Genomic DNA, 15,603 nt, shown 5'->3' on the forward strand with positions numbered 1-15,603 from the left:
CTCCCGCCCGTCGTCAGCCCTGCAGACGCGCCATCCACGCCTCGACCTCGTCGGCCGTGCGGGGGATGCCCGCGGAGAGATTGACCGGGCCGTCCTCGGTCATCAGGATGTCGTCCTCGATCCGGACGCCGATCCCGCGCAGCTCGGCGGGAACCGTGAGGTCGTCGATCTGGAAGTACAGTCCCGGCTCGATCGTGAAGACCATGCCGGGCGTGAGGATGCCGTCGTAGTACATCTCGCGGCGCGCCTGCGCGCAGTCGTGCACGTCGATGCCGAGATGGTGCGACGTGCCGTGCACCATGTAGCGACGGTGCTGGCCGCCCTTGTCCGCGTCCAGGGCTTCCTCCGCGGTGACGGGGAGGAGGCCCCACTCCGCGGTGCGCTCAGCGATCACGGCCATGGCCGCCGCGTGCACGTCGCGGAAGCGGACGCCGACCTTCGCCGCCGCGAGAGCCGCGTCCGCGGCCTCGCGCACCGTCTCGTAGACCCGGCGCTGCACCTCGGTGAACGTTCCGGACACCGGGAGCGTGCGGGTGATGTCGGCGGTATAGAGGCTGTCGGCCTCCACACCCGCATCGACGAGGATGAGGTCTCCTGGCACGACGGCGCCGTCGTTGCGCGTCCAGTGCAGGTAGCAGGCGTGCGGTCCGGACGCGGCGATCGTGTCATAGCCTTCGCCGTTGCCGTCCTCGCGGGCGCGGCGGTGGAAGACGCCTTCGACGACGCGCTCGCCACGGGCATGTGCCACCGCGGCGGGGAGCTCGCGGATGATGTCGTCGAAGCCCTGCGCCGTGATCTCCACGGCCCGGCGCATCTCGGCGATCTCGAAGTCGTCCTTGATGAGGCGCAGCTCCGAGACGACACGGGTGAGGGTCTCGTCCTCCTCGAGGACCAGCTCGCCCTCGACCGGGGCGAACTCGTGCAGGTGCGCCGTGGCCAGCTGCAGGTCGGCGGCGACACCGGCGAGCGACGGACGCGGCCCGATCCAGAACTCGCCGACCGTGGCGTCGGCGTAGAACTCCGTCGTGGTGCGGTCGGCGCGCTCGCGGAAGTACAGCGTGACGTCATGCCCGTCGTCGGTCGGCTCGAAGACGAGGACCGAGTCCGGTTCGGCGTCGGACGCCCAGCCGGTGAGGTGCGCGAAGGCGGAGTGCGCGCGGAAGACGTAGTCGGTGTCGTTGCTGCGCTGCTTGAGCGAACCGGCGGGGATCACGAGCCGCTTGCCGGGGAACGCGGCCGAGACGGCAGCGCGGCGGCGCTCGGCGTACGGAGCCTGGGCGCGCGGCGCGGGCAGCGTCTCCGGACGCTCGGCCCACCCGGTGGAGATGGTGTCGAGGAAGCCCTGCGGGAAGGGCTGCTTGCGATTGGTCGAGCTGTTCTCGACGGGGGTTTCGACGGTCTCGTCAGCGATCGTGTCGTTTTCTCCGGTGCTCATCCGTCCAGTCTCTCACCTGGAGGCCGCGCAGCGTGATCAGCCGGCCGGCTCGAGCTGCACGATGAGGGCGCGGTGGTCGCTCCCGCCGGCATCCTCGAGGACGGCAGAACCGGTGGGGCGCCAGTTGGCGGACGCCATCACGTGATCGATGGGGGCACCGGCGAGGGCGGGGAACGAGCTCGGCCAGGTGCCGGACATCCCGTTGCCGGTCCGGGAGGCGACGTCCCGGCAGTAGCCGATGTCGCCGCCGTCGACGCCGAGGGAGGCCATGTGATCCACGGTCGCGTTGAAGTCTCCGGCGAGGATGAAGTCACCCGCAGGGCACTGGTCGGCGATCCACTGCAGATCGCTCTGCCATTGCTGCATCTCCTCCATGCGCGGCGCGACGGCGTGCACGGCGACGATCGTGGGGCCGTCCCCGTCGATCGGCATGAGCACGGCGCTCGGCACAGATCCGGTGTTGTTGCTTCCGTCCTTGGAGGACTCGATCACGGAGTACTCGCCGAGCTCGGGAGCGACCAGGACCGTGGTCTGCCACGACTGCGGTCCGTCCTCCACGTCCGGGCGGAACTGCACATGGTGCACCCACATCGGGTGACCCTGCTCGCGCAGCATGAGCGCGATCCGCTCGCCGACCTCTTCGGTGGTCTCCGGCAGCGCCACCACGTCGGCCTCCTGCTCGAGGATCTCCTGAGCGATCTGCTCGGCCGAGACAGCCTCTCCCGCCGTGTTCCAGGTGAGCACCCGCAGACTCGTGTCCGTCCGCTCAGGGAGGGCCGCCACCCCGAAGCCGCGGGTCGCTCCGATCGCACCCGTCGCCGCAGCACCGAGGAGGGCGACGATCAGGACCGAGGCCGCGAACCCTCGCAGCGGTCGGGCGAGGAGCAGCAGCAGCGCCAGCACCGCGATGACCAGGAACCCGCCGAGCACGAGGCCGCGGGCGGCGACGAGCTGAGCGAACGGGTAGGTCTGCTCGAGGTGGAAGAACTGCGGCCACACCACGATCGCCGACGCGATCGCGAAGAGCACGGTGAGCAGGATCCCCAGGAGACGAAACATCCCCTCCAGCCTAGAAGCGCCGCCTGTGAAGTCCCTGCCTCGCATCGCCGGTCCGTCCACGCGATCCGGGTCCGGGTTTCCGCGCCACGCGCGTCGGCGCTCGGTACGCTCGGAGGATGCCCGTTCCGCCCGCCGGTCCTGCCGACCTGCACCTGCACTCCAACCACTCCGACGGCACCGAGTCGCCCGCCGAGGTCATGAGGCAGGCGCATCGGCACGGCGTACGGACCGCCGCGCTCACGGACCACGACCGCACCACGGGCTGGACGGAGGCCGGCGACGCCGCCGTCGCCCTCGGCATGACCTTCCTCCCCGGGATGGAGCTCTCCGCCAAGCACGAGTGGCGCAGTGTGCACGTGCTGGGCTACCTCTTCGATCCGGAGGATGCGGCGCTGCAGGCGGAGACCGACCGGATCCGGAACGACAGGATCGGACGAGCGGAGCGCATCGTCCGCAACATCGGCCGCGATTACGACCTGCACTGGGACGACGTCCTCGCCCAGACGACGCTCGACGCGACGGTCGGCCGGCCCCACATCGCGGACGCGCTGGTGGCGCGCGGCATCGTTCGGGATCGGGGCGAGGCCTTCGACGGCATCCTCCATCCGCGGGAGGGCTACTACGAGCCGCACTACGCCCCGGACCCGCTCACCGCCGTGAGACTGCTCACCGAGGCGGGCGGCGTGGCGATCATCGCGCACCCTGTGACGGCGGGCCGTGATCGGATGATGCCGGTGCCGTACATCGAGCGTCTGATCGACGCGGGGCTGGCCGGATTCGAGGTGGACCACCGGGAGAACACCGCCGCCGGCAAGCGGCTGCTGCGCGAACTGGCAGCCCGGCACGACCTCATCGTCACCGGGTCCAGCGATTACCACGGCACCGGAAAACCGAACGTGCCGGGGGAGAACACCACCGCGGCGGACATGGTCGCCCGGATCATCGATCGCGCCTCCGGCTCCGGCCCGCGGCGTCCCTGACCCCGGCGGACTGTCGGCGGTCTCCCGGCATTCTGTCGAGGCGGACCGATACGGTCCGAGGCATGCAACGTGCCACCTCCCTGGAGCGCCGCGTCGACGCGATCGCTCGCCGACTCCTCCGTGCGGTGCCGACATCGGGCTTCCGCGCCGGGCTGGCCGAGTTCCTCGTCTTCGTGCTGAAGCAGGCCTGGGCCTGCGTGTTCGGTGCGGCGCTGCTGGTGGTGATCGTCGCCGCCCGCCTCTGGTACCCCGACGACGCCGCGCTCGCCCGCAACGATGCGCTGACGATCGCGGCCGTGCTCATCCAGGTGGCCATGCTCGTGTTCCGCCTCGAGAGCGGGCGGGAGCTCTGGGTGATCGTGCTCTTCCACATCACCGGCACGGCGATGGAGCTGTTCAAGACCGACGTCGGTTCCTGGGCGTATGCCGAGGACGGCATCCTCAGCATCGGGGGAGTCCCGCTGTTCAGCGGGTTCATGTACGCGGCGGTCGGCTCCTACATGGTGCGCGTGTACCGGCTGTTCGACCTCGGGTTCACCCGCTACCCGCGCCGGTGGTTGACGGCCGTCCTGGCCGCCGCCATCTACGTCAACTTCTTCACCCACCACTGGTGGTGGGATGCCAGGTGGCTGCTCCTCGCCGGGGTGGTGGTGCTGTGGCTGCCCACCGTCATGCACGCCCGCGTATGGCGCCGCACCATCCGGCTGCCGCTCCTCGCGGTCTTCGCCGGGGTGGCGGTGTTCATCTACCTGGCCGAGAACATCGGCACGTGGGCAGGCGCGTGGGCGTATCCCGACCAGGCGGCGGGGTGGCAGCCCGTGTCCCTGAGCAAGCTCAGCTCCTGGTTCCTGCTGATGATCATCTCGGTGGTGCTCGTCGCCTGGGTCTACCCGCCGCAGGTTCCGGCCGACCTCCTGCACGACGAAGGGCGCCCCACGGCAGACCGTGCGGGCGCCCCTCGGACGACGATGACGCGGATCAGGCGCCGGTGACGGGTGCCGCCCCGGTGCCGGAGCCGCCGCGACGACGGCGGCGACGGCGGGCGGGGGCGGGCTTGCCGTCGTGGTGCTCCTTGCCGGCGCCGTCGTGGGTGCCGGCACCCTCGGCGCCGCGGTCGGCGGTCTGCGCGGCGGAACCCTCGCCGGACGACCCTTCGGGCGTGCCCTCCGCGAACGTGGAGCCGACAGACGACGAGCCGGTGCGGCGGCGGCGACGGCGGCGCGTGCCGCCCTCTCCGGTGCCCTCTTCGGCGGCGTCCGCGGCGCGCTCCGGACGACGGGTGCGCTCCGTCTTGACCGCTTCCTTCTTCGGCGCGCTCACGAGCCGCCCCTTCGTCCCCTCGGGGATGTCGAGGTCGGTGTACAGGTGCGGGCTCGACGAGTAGGTCTCGACCGGTTCGGGCTGACCGAACTCGAGCGCGCGGTTGATGAGGGCCCACTTGTGCAGGTCCTCCCAGTCCACGAACGTCACCGCGATCCCGGTCTTGCCCGCGCGGCCCGTGCGTCCCGCGCGGTGGAGGTAGGTCTTCTCCTCGTCGGGGATGGTGTGGTTGATGACGTGGGTGACGTCGTCGACGTCGATACCGCGGGCCGCCACGTCCGTCGCCACGAGGACGTCCTTCTTGCCGGCCTTGAACGCGGCCATGGAGCGCTCACGCTGGTCCTGTCCCATGTCGCCGTGGACGCCGCCCACGTTGAAGCCGCGGTCGCTCAGCTCGTCCACCAGACGCTGCGCTGCGCGCTTCGTGCGCGTGAAGATGACCGTCTTCCCCCGGCCCTCGGCCTGCAGGATGCGAGCGATGACCTCGTCCTTGTCCAGCGAGTGGGCGCGGTAGACGAGGTGCTTGATGTTCGCCTGCGTCAGGCCCTCGTCCGGGTCGTTGGCGCGGATGTGGATCGGGTTGGTCATGAACCGCCGTGCCAGCGCGACGATCGGACCGGGCATGGTCGCGGAGAACAGCTGCGTGTGCCGCACCGCGGGGACCTTCTGGAAGATCTTCTCGATGTCGGCGAGGAAGCCGAGGTCGAGCATCTTGTCGGCCTCGTCGAGCACGACCTCGGTCGCGTTCGAGAGGTCGAGGAGGCGCTGGCCGGCGAGGTCGATGAGACGCCCCGGCGTGCCGACGACGATCTGCGCTCCGGCCTTGAGCTGGTCGATCTGCCCTTCGTACGCCTTGCCGCCGTAGATGGCGACGACGCTGGTGGAGCGGTTGCTCGTGAGCAGATCGATGTCCTCGTAGACCTGCACCGCGAGCTCGCGGGTCGGGACGACGATGAGGGCCTTGACCCCGTGCTCCGGATCCTTCCCGAGGCGCTGCACGACCGGGATGCCGAAGCCGAAGGTCTTGCCGGTACCGGTCTTCGCCTGTCCGATGATGTCCTGCCCCGGGAGCCCGAGGGGGATGGTCTGCTCCTGGATCGGGAAGGCATCGACGATGCCCTTCGCGGCCAGTGCGTCGACGATGTCCTGATCGATGCCGAGTTCGGCGAAAGTTGTCACTGTTGTTCAGATGCCTGTCCGGCGACCATGCGCGATCGCCTCGTAAACGGAGCCACGCCGTCTCGTGTGCCACAGGCGCGGGGCCCCGCTCCGACGGCGGGGACACGCCCAGCCTACCGGAGGGGCGGCTCCGGGCAGGGAGGACGTCTTCTGCCGAGTATTGTGAACGACGTGGCCGACTCGGGAGGAACACCTCGTGGTTAAGTGGTTCTGGCAGCGCGACGCCGCGCCGCGACGCACCCTGGCGCTGCGCAGCCGCGGCGAGCAGAGCGATGCGACGCGTGTCGACTTCGCGGAGCTGGCGCCGGAGCTCGACCGATTCCTCGGCCAGGCGGCCTACCTCCAGCTCGGCTACTTCGAGACGCTGACGCGGCTCATCCGCGCGACTCCCGAGCTGGCCGAGAAGGAGTCGCTGTCCCGGGCCGCCGGTGCGGCGCTCACCAAGCACCGGGGCATCGTCGACATCATCGCGGCGCGCGGTCAGGACCCGACGCAGCTCATGCTCCCGTTCCGCGAGCACCTGGACGCGTTCCGGCGCAAGACCATCGGGGCGCGCCCGCGCGAGACCCTGCTCGCGGTCTACATCACGGCGGGCATGCTCGACGACTTCTATCTCGCGCTCGCTTCGAGCTACGGCGAGACGGGGCGGCGGGTCGCGGAGATCCTGCGCGAGGACGACGCGCGCCACGAGATCGTCGCGATCATCCAGGAGACGATCGAGAGCGACGAGGAGTGGCGCTCGCTGCTGTCCATGTGGGCGCGGCGTCTCGTGGGCGACACGATCCTCGTCTGTCGCGCGGCTCTGCGTCCCGAACTCCTCGCCGTGGAGGAGGCCCGCATCGAGCCGGTGTACACCGAGCTGATGGGGGCGCACGCCCGGCGCATGGACGCGATGGGCCTCGCGTCCTAGCTCAGATCCCGAGCGCGGCTCTCCGCTGCTCGTCGCCGCGTCGACGCGCTGCTGTGAGAGCCGCGGCGGCGAGCGCCGCGACCGCGGCGGCTCCGAGGGTGCTCGCCAGCCACAGCCAGACGCTGTCCTCGCCCACGCCGGACCACTGCAGAGCCGTGTAGACGATCGCCGAGACGGCCGTCGCGATCGCCGGGGCGAGTGCGACGCCGCGCCGTTCGCGACCGCCGATCAGGAAGTGCGCGGCGATGCCGAGCACGCAGGCGCCGACGAGGGCGAGGAGGATGTACATGCGCGGGTCAGGCGACGAAGCCCACGCGACGCGACTCCTCGGTGCCCAGCTCGATGTAGGCGAGGTTCGCGGTCGGCACGATGTAGGAGTTGCCCTTCACGTCGGCGAAGCTCAGGTGCGAGGCGCTCTGCTCGAGCGCGGCGGAGACCTGGGTGCGGACCTCGTCCGCCGTGGCAGCGGTGTCGAAGCTCAGCTCGCGGCCGGTGTTGATGATGCCGATGCGGATTTCCACGGGTGCTCCTTGCAGGTCGTCGGACTCGGCCAACTCTATCGCGCACCGAGCGGGGGAGACCGGCGGCGACGGTCGTTTCGCCCTGAGCGCACAACCCGCGAGGAGGTTCGCCCTCGACGCCGATGTCCGCGCCTCCCGATAGCGTGGAGGGATGATGTCGGATGCCGCGCAGCAAGCCGTGATCACGGCGCCGCCGACCGCGTCGGGCGTCGTGATCGGTGCCCCCGGCACCGGTAAGACGCGCACGCTCGTCGACCGTGTGGTGCAGCTCCTCGAGGTCGAAGGGCTGCGGCCGGAAGAGGTGCTGGCGCTCACGCCGAGCCGACAGGCGGCCACCGCGCTGCGCGACCGGATCGGCGTGCGCATCGGCCAGGCGACGCCGGGACCGCTGGCCCGGTCGCTCGGGTCGTTCGCGTTCCAGCTCGTCCGCGGCGCGATGGTGAGGGAGGGCGCTGAGCCGCCGGCTCTGCTCACCGGCGCCGATCAGGACCGCATCATCGCCGAACTGCTCGCCGGCGATGCCGAAGACGCCCGCATCGCCTGGCCTCCGGCGCTCAGCGAGCCCGTCCGCGCCTCGAAGGGCTTCCGCTCCGAACTCCGCGCCTTCCTCGCGGAGTGCACGGAGCTGGGGGCGAGCCCGGCCGAACTGCGCGCCACCGGCGATGCGGTGTGGACGGCGGCGGCCGACTTCGTGGAGGAGTACCGCGCGGTGCTCGATGCCCTACGGGCCGCGCACCGCGACGCCGCCGATCTGCTCAGCGAGGCAGCGGGGATCCTCCGCACGGCTGACAGCGCGACCCTCGGGCCGCTGTCGCCCCTGCGGGTGGTGCTCATCGACGACGCCCAGGAGCTGACGCGCGGAGGCATCGGCGTGGTGCAGGCGCTCCTCGACCGGGGCATCGCGGTCCACGCATTCGGCGACCCCGACATCTCCTCCGGTGCCTTCCGCGGAGCCAGCCCCGAGCTTTTCGCGCAACTCGCCGGCGCGCTCACCACCGTGCACGTGCTCGACGGCGCCCACCGTCAGCGCCCGCTGCTGACCGCGTTGACGCGCACGGTGACGCAGGCGATCGGCGTCTCGGGACGCGTCGAGCATCGGCGCGCCCCGGCGCCCACCGCGGGAGACGACAGCGCGGAGGTCTCGACCTTCCTCGCGCCGTCGCCCTACGAGGAGTTCGACCGCATCGCGGGAGTCATGCGCGACTGGCATCTGAGCGCCGGCATCCCGTGGGAGCGGATGGCGGTCATCGCCCACGACACCCGTCAGGTCACAGCCTTGGAGACCGAGCTGGCCGCGCGCGAGATCCCGACGAGGGCCGCCGGGGTGCAGCGCCCGCTCGGGAGCGAGGGGATCGTGCGCGACATCGTCGGCATCGTGCGGCTCGCGCTGACTCCGGACGAGGACCGCACCGTGCAGGCCTGGGAGGAGGCGCTGCGGACGCCGTTCGGTGGAATGGACGCGATCGCGCTCCGTCGGCTGCGCGCGCGGCTCCGCCACCTCGAACTCGGTCAGGGCGGGTCGACTCCCGCGCGCGAGCTGCTGCGCGCGGCGATGTCGGCGCCGGCCACCCTCACGCTCATCGATGCACCGGAGTCGCGGACCGCCGAGCGCTTCGCCGAGACGGTCGCCGGCGTCGCTCGTGCGGCGGCGGAGGGGGAGACGATCCACGACCTCCTGTGGCGCATCTGGGAGCAGGCCAGGGCCGTCGACGGGCGGCGGCTGCAGGTCGCGTGGCGGGAGATCTCGCTGCTGCCGACCGGAGCCGAGACGGCGCGATCGCTGGATGCTCTCGTGGCTCTGTTCGACGCGGCCAAGCGCTTCGTCGAGCGCACCCCCGACGAGCGTCCCGAGGTCTTCGTGCGCGACATCCTCGACAGCGAGGTGCCGGAGGACACGCTGTCGTCGCCGGACCGGCCGGGGACGGTCACCCTGCTCACACCGGCCACCGCGCTCGGCACGGAGTTCGACGCGGTGGTCGTCGCCGGTGTGCAGGACGGCGTCTGGCCCAACGTACGGCTGCGTGGCGGGCTGCTCCAGACCTGGCGGCTCGCCGACGCGCTGACCGCGGCGCGCTCCGGCCTCCCGGCGGAGGTCCCGGGCGTGCTCGACCGGCGTCGGGCGGCGCTCCACGACGAGTTGCGGCTGTTCGTGCGGGCACTCTCGCGGGCGCGCCATCGCCTCCTCATCACCGCGGTGGACGATGACGACCTGTCGCCCAGCGCCTTCTTCGGATTCCTTCCCCCTCCGGAGCCGCCGGAGCGTCATGTCTCCGCGGAGCACCCGCTCACGCTGCGCGGGCTGGTCGCGCGGCACCGTCGGGTGCTCACCACGACACACGCCGAACCCGCGAGGCGCGAGGCGGCCGCCCAACTCGCCATCCTCGCCCGGGAGGGCGTGCCGGGAGCGCATCCGCACGACTGGTACGGCGTCACGGCGCCCTCGACGGCGGCGCCGCTGCGCGATCTCGCTGCGAGCGGAGCCCGGGTGTCGCCCTCGGCGGTGGAGTCGTACGAGGAATGCGGGCTCAACTGGGTCGTCTCGGCTCTCGGCGGCGACACCGTCATGCCGCCGACGGCGGGCATCGGCACGATCGTCCACGAGGCGATGGAGCGCGTGCCGGACGGCGACCTCGCGCGCATGCGGGAGATCGTCGAGGAGCATTGGCCGGAGCTCGACTTCGAGACGGCCTGGATCGGGCGCAAGGAGCGTCGTCGCGCCGACCTGTTCGTCGACCGGCTGCACAGCTACCTCGGTGAGGTGACGAGGGACGGCGGGCGCGTCCTCGGCAGCGAGGTGGAGTTCCGGTTCGCCGTCGACGTGTCCGGCGAGACCGCCGAGCCGAGCGTGCACCCGGTGGGGGAGGACCGCGGTCACCGCGCCATCGTGCACGGCTACATCGACCGGGTCGAGGCGTATCCGCCCGGCGCGGGCGAACACGGACCGGCGCGCGGCCGCGGCTGGCAGTCGATGGCCGGTGGGCCGGAGGGGACCACGGTGGTCGTCGACCTCAAGACCGGGAAGACCGATCCGGAGGCGGACGGGGGCGTCGTCGACCATGCCCAGCTCGCGGCCTATCAGATCGCTGTGCAGGAGGGGCTCGTGCCCGGTGCCGCGCCCGGTTCGCTCGGGGGCGCGCGTCTGGTGATCGTCTCCAAGACCCTGGCGAAGAGCGACTACCGCGTCGCGCACCAGCACGCCTTGGACGCCGAGGCCCGGTCGCAGTTCCTGCACCGGGTCGCCGAGGTCGCCCGCGGCATGTCGGCGGCGAGCTTCACGGCCCAGGTGGAGGCCCACTGCGCCGACACGCAGCGCCGGGTCCATCCCTGCCGCATCCACACCGTGCCGGCGGTGAGCGCATGACCGCAGGAGCCCCGGACGCCGTGCTCTCGGCGACCGACATCGCCGCCGCGCTCGGACTGCCGACCCCGACGCCTGCGCAGCAGCAGGTGATCGAGGCGCCGCTGGAGCCGGCACTGGTCGTCGCCGGGGCGGGCAGCGGCAAGACGGAGACCATGTCGGCCCGCGTGGTCTGGCTCGTCGCGAACGGGCTCGTCCGCCGGGACGAGGTCCTCGGCCTCACGTTCACCCGCAAGGCGGCGGGGGAGCTCGCGGAGCGCATCGGCGCCCGCCTCGCCGTCGTCGACGAGTACGGTCGGCGGGGCCTGCTCCCGCATCTCCCGGAGATCGTCGCCGGAGGGGCACTGCGTCGAGTGGCGGAGGCCGCGCCGGGGCGGCAGCGCGAACTCGTGCGCAGCCATGTCCTCGACGAGCTCGCCCAGCACTACGGCACGGCCGGGGAGCCCGGGGCGCTCCGCACCGCCGACGACCTCCTCATCCGTCCCCGCGTCTCGACCTACAACGCCTTCGCCGACGGCATCGTGCGCGAGCACGCCGCACGCATCGGCCGGGATCCCGATGTGGCGATGCTCAGCCAGGCGGCGTCCTGGATGCTGGCGCGGGAGGTCGTGCTCCGCAGCGATCTGCCGGAGCTGGAGGAGGTCGACTACGCCCTCGGAACAGTCATCGACGCCGTGCAGCGGCTCGCCGGCGCGGCGCTCGACCATCGCGTCGACCTCGCCGAGGCCGAGCGTCTCGCGGCAGCACAGGCCGCGGCGTTCGAGCCCTACCGCTCCCATGCCGATGTCGAGAAGGCGGCGGTCAACCTGCGCACCCTCCCGACTCTGACCAGCCTCGTGCGCGACTACATCGCCGAGAAGGACCGGCGCGGCGTGCTCGACTTCGCCGACCAGGTGTCCGGAGCGTACGACATCGTCGAGTCCGCGCCGGACGTCCGCGCCGAGCTCCGGGAGCAGCACCGGGTCGTGCTGCTCGACGAGTACCAGGACACCTCGGTGATCCAGACGCGCTTCCTCGCGGAGCTGTTCCGCGACACGGCCGTGATGGCCGTCGGCGATCCGCACCAGTCGATCTACGGGTGGCGCGGAGCCAGCGCCGACAACCTTTACGCATTCCCCCGATCCTTCTCGAGCACGGGGGATGTGCGCACCTACAGCCTCATGACGAGCTGGCGCAACGACCGCCGGATCCTCGACGTCGCCAACCGGGTGCTGGAGCCCCTGCAGCGCCCCGGACTCGACGTGCCGCCGCTGGAGCCGCGGCCGGGCGCGGGGGAGGGCACGGTCGCCGTGCGCTACCCGTTCACCGTCGACGACGAGGCCGCCGAGGTCGCGGCCTGGTTCGCCGAACGTCGCGCCGCCCACGAGGAGACCTCGACCTCCCCGCACACCGGCGCCATCCTGTTCCGGTCCAAACGCCACATGCAGACCTTCGCCGGCGCGCTCGCCGCGCGAGGGATCCCGCACCGCATCCTCGGACTCGGGGGCCTGCTCGCCACGCCCGAGGTCGTCGACGTGGTCTCGACCCTGCGGGTGGTGCACGACCCGACGGCCGGTTCGGCGCTGATCCGGCTCCTGACGGGCCCGCGCTTCGGCGTCGGGGTGGCGGATATGGCGGCGCTGTACGAGCTGGGACGCGCGCTCGCGGAGCGCGACACCGCCCTCATGCCCCTACCGGAAGAGGTGCGGGCGCGGCTGCGCTCCTCCCGCGGTGCCGACGAGGCCGTCTCCATCGTGGACGCGGTCGACATAGTGCGCGCGGTCCGCGACGACTATCGCCTGCTGGAGGGCATCACCCCGGAGGGCCGCTCACGGATCCGCGCCGCGGGGGAGATGCTGGAGCGCCTGCGTCGCGCGTCGTCCCAGCCGATCCCGGAACTCATCCGGCTCATCGAGCTGGAGCTGCGATTGGATATCGAGCTCGCCGCCAACGAGACCCGGGGACCCGCGCGGGTCGCAGCCACCCAGCTGCGGGCGTTCGCCGACGAGGTGCGCGCGTTCCTCGCCGCCGACGAGCGCGGCACGATCGGCAGCCTGCTGGCCTGGCTCGACAAGGCGGAGAGCACCGACGAACTCATGCCCCGACCGGAGCCCCCGGAGCCCGGGGTCGTGCAACTGCTCACGATCCACGGGTCCAAGGGCCTGGAGTGGGACGCCGTCGCGGTCGTGCGCCTCGTCGTCGACGAGCTGCCGGGGCGGGTGTCCGACACCTCGGGATGGTTCGGGTTCGGCGTCGTGCCGTTCGCGCTGCGCGGAGACCGCGACGCGCTCCCGCGTTTCGTCTGGGACCCGGAGGAGGCGATGGAGGGCGAGGCCGACCCCGGCAAGCGGCAGAAGCTCGCACAGGCGTCGCTGTCGGGCGGGGCGACGAAAGCGAACCCCCACGGTGGCGCGCTCAAGCGCTTCAAGGACGCCTACCGGGAGTATCAGCGCCAGGAGGAGCGTCGCCTCGCCTACGTGGCGATCACTCGCGCCAAGAGCGACCTGCTGCTGAGCGGCGCCCACTGGGCGGGTCAGAAGGCGCCGCGCACGCCGAGTCCGTACCTCCTGGAGGCCATCGACGTCCTCGGGCTCGACGCGATCCCTCCGGTCGACCCGGACGAGAACCCGTACGACGGTCCCGGCGCCACGCTGCACTGGCCGCTCGACCCGCTCGGCGGACGGCGCCCCGTGGTGAGCGCCGCGGCGGCGGTCGTCGAGGAGGCCCTCCAGGGCGACACCCTCGAGCCGACCGAGGAGTTGCGCCGGCTCCTCGACGAGCGAGCCGCCCGCCAGCGCGGGACGGACGCGGAGGCACCCACGCGAGTGCCCGCCTCCCGGTTCAAGGACTACGTCACGGACTACACCGGGACCCTGTCCTCGCTCGTGCGCCCGATGCCCGAACGCCCGTACCGCCAGACCCGTCTGGGGACCCTGTTCCACGCGTGGGTCGAGCAGCGCTCCGAGCTCGTCGGTGTCGGAACCCGGGTGGACGAGGCGCTCTGGGAGGTCGACGAGGACGAGCCCGAGGACGACGGTGCACCGGGTGCTCCGGCATCCGGTGCCGCTGCGGACGCCGCCGACCTCGCCGCACTGCAGGAGACCTTCGAGCGGAGCGAGTGGGGGCCGTTGCAGCCGCTCGCCGTGGAGATCGAGATCGACTTCGCGCTGGGAGCCGGTCTCCCCGGAGTGCGCCCCGACGCGACGGAAGCCCACATCGTCATCTGCAAGCTCGACGCGGTGTACCGACGCGCCGACCGCGGCGGACGGATCGAGATCGTCGACTGGAAGACCGGGCGGGCACCACGCACACCGCAGGAGCGCGAGGAGCGCATGCTGCAGCTGGCCCTCTACCGGCTCGCGTACCACCGGCGTTTCGGCGTCCCGCTCGAGGAGATCGACGTGGCGCTGTACTACGTGGCCGACGACCTCGTCATCCGCGGGGACCGCGTCTACTCCGAGGAGGAGCTCTTCCAGCGCTGGAGCGCCGCCCGCGCCGCGCGCTGAGCCTCTTCGGAATCGTCGTCGTCCGCCGAGGGGGAGGAGGGGAAGGAAGTCTCGACCCGTCCGCTTCCGCGCGTCTCGGCGAACGCGTGCGCGACGCCGGAGAGGTCCTCGGTCTCGATGCTCGCCACGGCGGCACGATGTTCCGCGTCGGACTGCGACGGCGCGCCCGCGGGCTCGCCCGCCCCCGCCACCGACGACCCGGTGCGCGCGGCGTCGAGGTCCACGTCGTCCGCCTCCGCCGCCCAGAGCTCTTCCGGGTTGTAGGCATCGGTCTGCATCGAGGTGTCCACCTCGGGAGCGGCCGCCACCGGCACGCGGTCGAGCGCGTCCATCGCCGAGTCCACGTCCGAGCGGCGATCACCGGGCACGCCGAGATCGTCGTGGCGCAGGCCGTCGGCGAGAGCCTCCAGCAGCGCGGCCGCGTCCTCCACGATGTCCTCGCGCCGCAGCGCGTCCCCGTGGACGAGCCAGCGGGCGAACTCCAGCTCGGCGAGCAGCCGCGCACGGATCTCGAGACCGGCGTCGGGAGTTCGATCCATCGCACGGGCGTACGCGCCGTGCACGTCGGCCGCGGCGTCGGGCGCGGCCGACAGCCAGGACAGGTCGAGCGCCGGATCGCCGACCGCGAGACCGTGCCAGCCGATCACGCCGGTGACCTCGGGGCCGCGCTCGGGATGATCGTCGAAGAGGAACGACGTGGCCTGCGCGCCGCCGAGCACGACCGTCGACTCGAAGCGCCAGAGGTCGTCGTCGGCGACGGCCTCCCGCCACCGCACCGTGAGGCGGGCGGGGACGCGTCCCGTGGCTGCGGCGGTGTCGACGAGCCGCTCCAGCTCGGCGCGGCTCTCCTCCGCACTGCGCATCACGAGTCCGGCACCGCGGACGACCGACGTCGGCAGCGCGTGCACGGCGGCGATCGCGGCCCCCATGGACTCCGCGGCGCCGCGTCCGGCGGGAACCATCGACGCCTCGATCTGGAAGCCGGGGAGCAGTTCGGTCACGAGCGCTCGGCCCTCGCCCACCCTCGTCTCGCCGATGTATCCGGGAGCGCGGAACGGGAGCATGGCGCGCGCGCCGTCGGTGAGGGCGCGGAGCGCGAGGGCTTCGGCCGCCAGCTCGCGCGCGGCGTCATCATCGTCCGCCACGCGGATCGCGAGCTCCCGGCCGTCGGCGAGGGAGGCGACGGCGGAGTCGAAGCGCCCGTCGCCGTTCGCGGTGAGCGCCCGGGTGCCCGTGACCTCCGCGCCGGGAAGTGCGGCCGTCACCGCCGCGGCTAGAGTGAATGGAGAGCGTCCCATGCCCCCAGGGTAGGTCGGCTCAGGGGCGGTCCCGCCTCCGCCACGCCCGTGAGAGAGG

General features: G+C 72.1%; 11 protein-coding genes. 5 read left to right on the forward strand and 6 right to left on the reverse strand.

The genetic code is table 11. The features are described 5' to 3' along the window. Positions 1-13 precede the first annotated feature (13 nt). Both RI211_RS05965 and RI211_RS05970 read right to left on the reverse strand, forming a co-directional pair. Positions 14-1,435, reverse strand: coding sequence for an aminopeptidase P family protein (locus tag RI211_RS05965; protein ID WP_315638443.1), 1,422 nt, complete (start codon positions 1,433-1,435; stop codon positions 14-16). Between the two features lie 36 nt (positions 1,436-1,471). Next, a complete protein-coding gene (locus tag RI211_RS05970) occupies positions 1,472-2,494 on the reverse strand; it encodes an endonuclease/exonuclease/phosphatase family protein (RefSeq protein WP_259953114.1) in 1,023 nt (340 codons plus the stop codon). A gap of 116 nt (positions 2,495-2,610) precedes the next feature. On the opposite strand from RI211_RS05970, the gene RI211_RS05975 reads away from it, so the two are divergent. Beyond that, the gene (locus RI211_RS05975; RefSeq protein WP_315638442.1) at positions 2,611-3,474 is read left to right on the forward strand and encodes a PHP domain-containing protein; all 864 of its coding nucleotides are present in this window, start codon (positions 2,611-2,613) and stop codon (positions 3,472-3,474) included. Positions 3,475-3,536: 62 nt separating this feature from the next. Further along, positions 3,537-4,466 (forward strand): DUF817 domain-containing protein, encoded by a 930-nt coding sequence (locus tag RI211_RS05980; RefSeq protein ID WP_315638441.1) that lies wholly within the window; start codon positions 3,537-3,539, stop codon positions 4,464-4,466. On the opposite strand, the gene RI211_RS05985 is transcribed toward RI211_RS05980, so the two are convergent. Beyond that, the gene (locus RI211_RS05985; protein WP_259953118.1) at positions 4,453-5,973 is read right to left on the reverse strand and encodes a DEAD/DEAH box helicase; all 1,521 of its coding nucleotides are present in this window, start codon (positions 5,971-5,973) and stop codon (positions 4,453-4,455) included. The genes RI211_RS05980 and RI211_RS05985 overlap by 14 nt on opposite strands. 196 nt (positions 5,974-6,169) lie before the next feature. On the opposite strand from RI211_RS05985, the gene RI211_RS05990 reads away from it, so the two are divergent. Beyond that, on the forward strand, positions 6,170-6,883 hold the full coding sequence (locus RI211_RS05990) for a ferritin-like fold-containing protein (RefSeq protein WP_060923156.1): 714 nt from the start codon (positions 6,170-6,172) through the stop codon (positions 6,881-6,883). A 1-nt stretch (position 6,884) separates the two neighbouring features. Here the strand turns inward: RI211_RS05990 and RI211_RS05995 are convergent, their stop codons facing one another. Together RI211_RS05995 and RI211_RS06000 are read right to left on the reverse strand one after the other, a co-directional pair. Further along, positions 6,885-7,172, reverse strand: a complete 288-nt coding sequence (locus RI211_RS05995; RefSeq protein ID WP_187663666.1) for a hypothetical protein — start codon at positions 7,170-7,172, stop codon at positions 6,885-6,887. A 7-nt stretch (positions 7,173-7,179) separates the two neighbouring features. After that, complete coding sequence (locus RI211_RS06000) at positions 7,180-7,404, reverse strand: DUF3107 domain-containing protein (RefSeq protein ID WP_025102974.1); 225 nt, start codon at positions 7,402-7,404, stop codon at positions 7,180-7,182. Between the two features lie 151 nt (positions 7,405-7,555). On the opposite strand from RI211_RS06000, the gene RI211_RS06005 reads away from it, so the two are divergent. Then, positions 7,556-10,765 (forward strand): ATP-dependent helicase, encoded by a 3,210-nt coding sequence (locus tag RI211_RS06005; RefSeq protein ID WP_315638440.1) that lies wholly within the window; start codon positions 7,556-7,558, stop codon positions 10,763-10,765. After that, positions 10,762-14,247, forward strand: a complete 3,486-nt coding sequence (locus tag RI211_RS06010) for a UvrD-helicase domain-containing protein (protein ID WP_315638439.1) — start codon at positions 10,762-10,764, stop codon at positions 14,245-14,247. The genes RI211_RS06005 and RI211_RS06010 overlap by 4 nt, the downstream gene beginning before the upstream one ends. Here RI211_RS06010 and RI211_RS06015 read toward each other — a convergent pair. Then, a complete protein-coding gene (locus RI211_RS06015) occupies positions 14,193-15,545 on the reverse strand; it encodes a protein kinase family protein (RefSeq protein ID WP_315638437.1) in 1,353 nt (450 codons plus the stop codon). The two genes, RI211_RS06010 and RI211_RS06015, sit on opposite strands and share 55 nt — an antisense overlap. Positions 15,546-15,603: the final 58 nt, after the last annotated feature.

The organism is Microbacterium meiriae, assembly GCF_032364335.1.
GTDB lineage: Bacteria > Actinomycetota > Actinomycetes > Actinomycetales > Microbacteriaceae > Microbacterium > Microbacterium meiriae.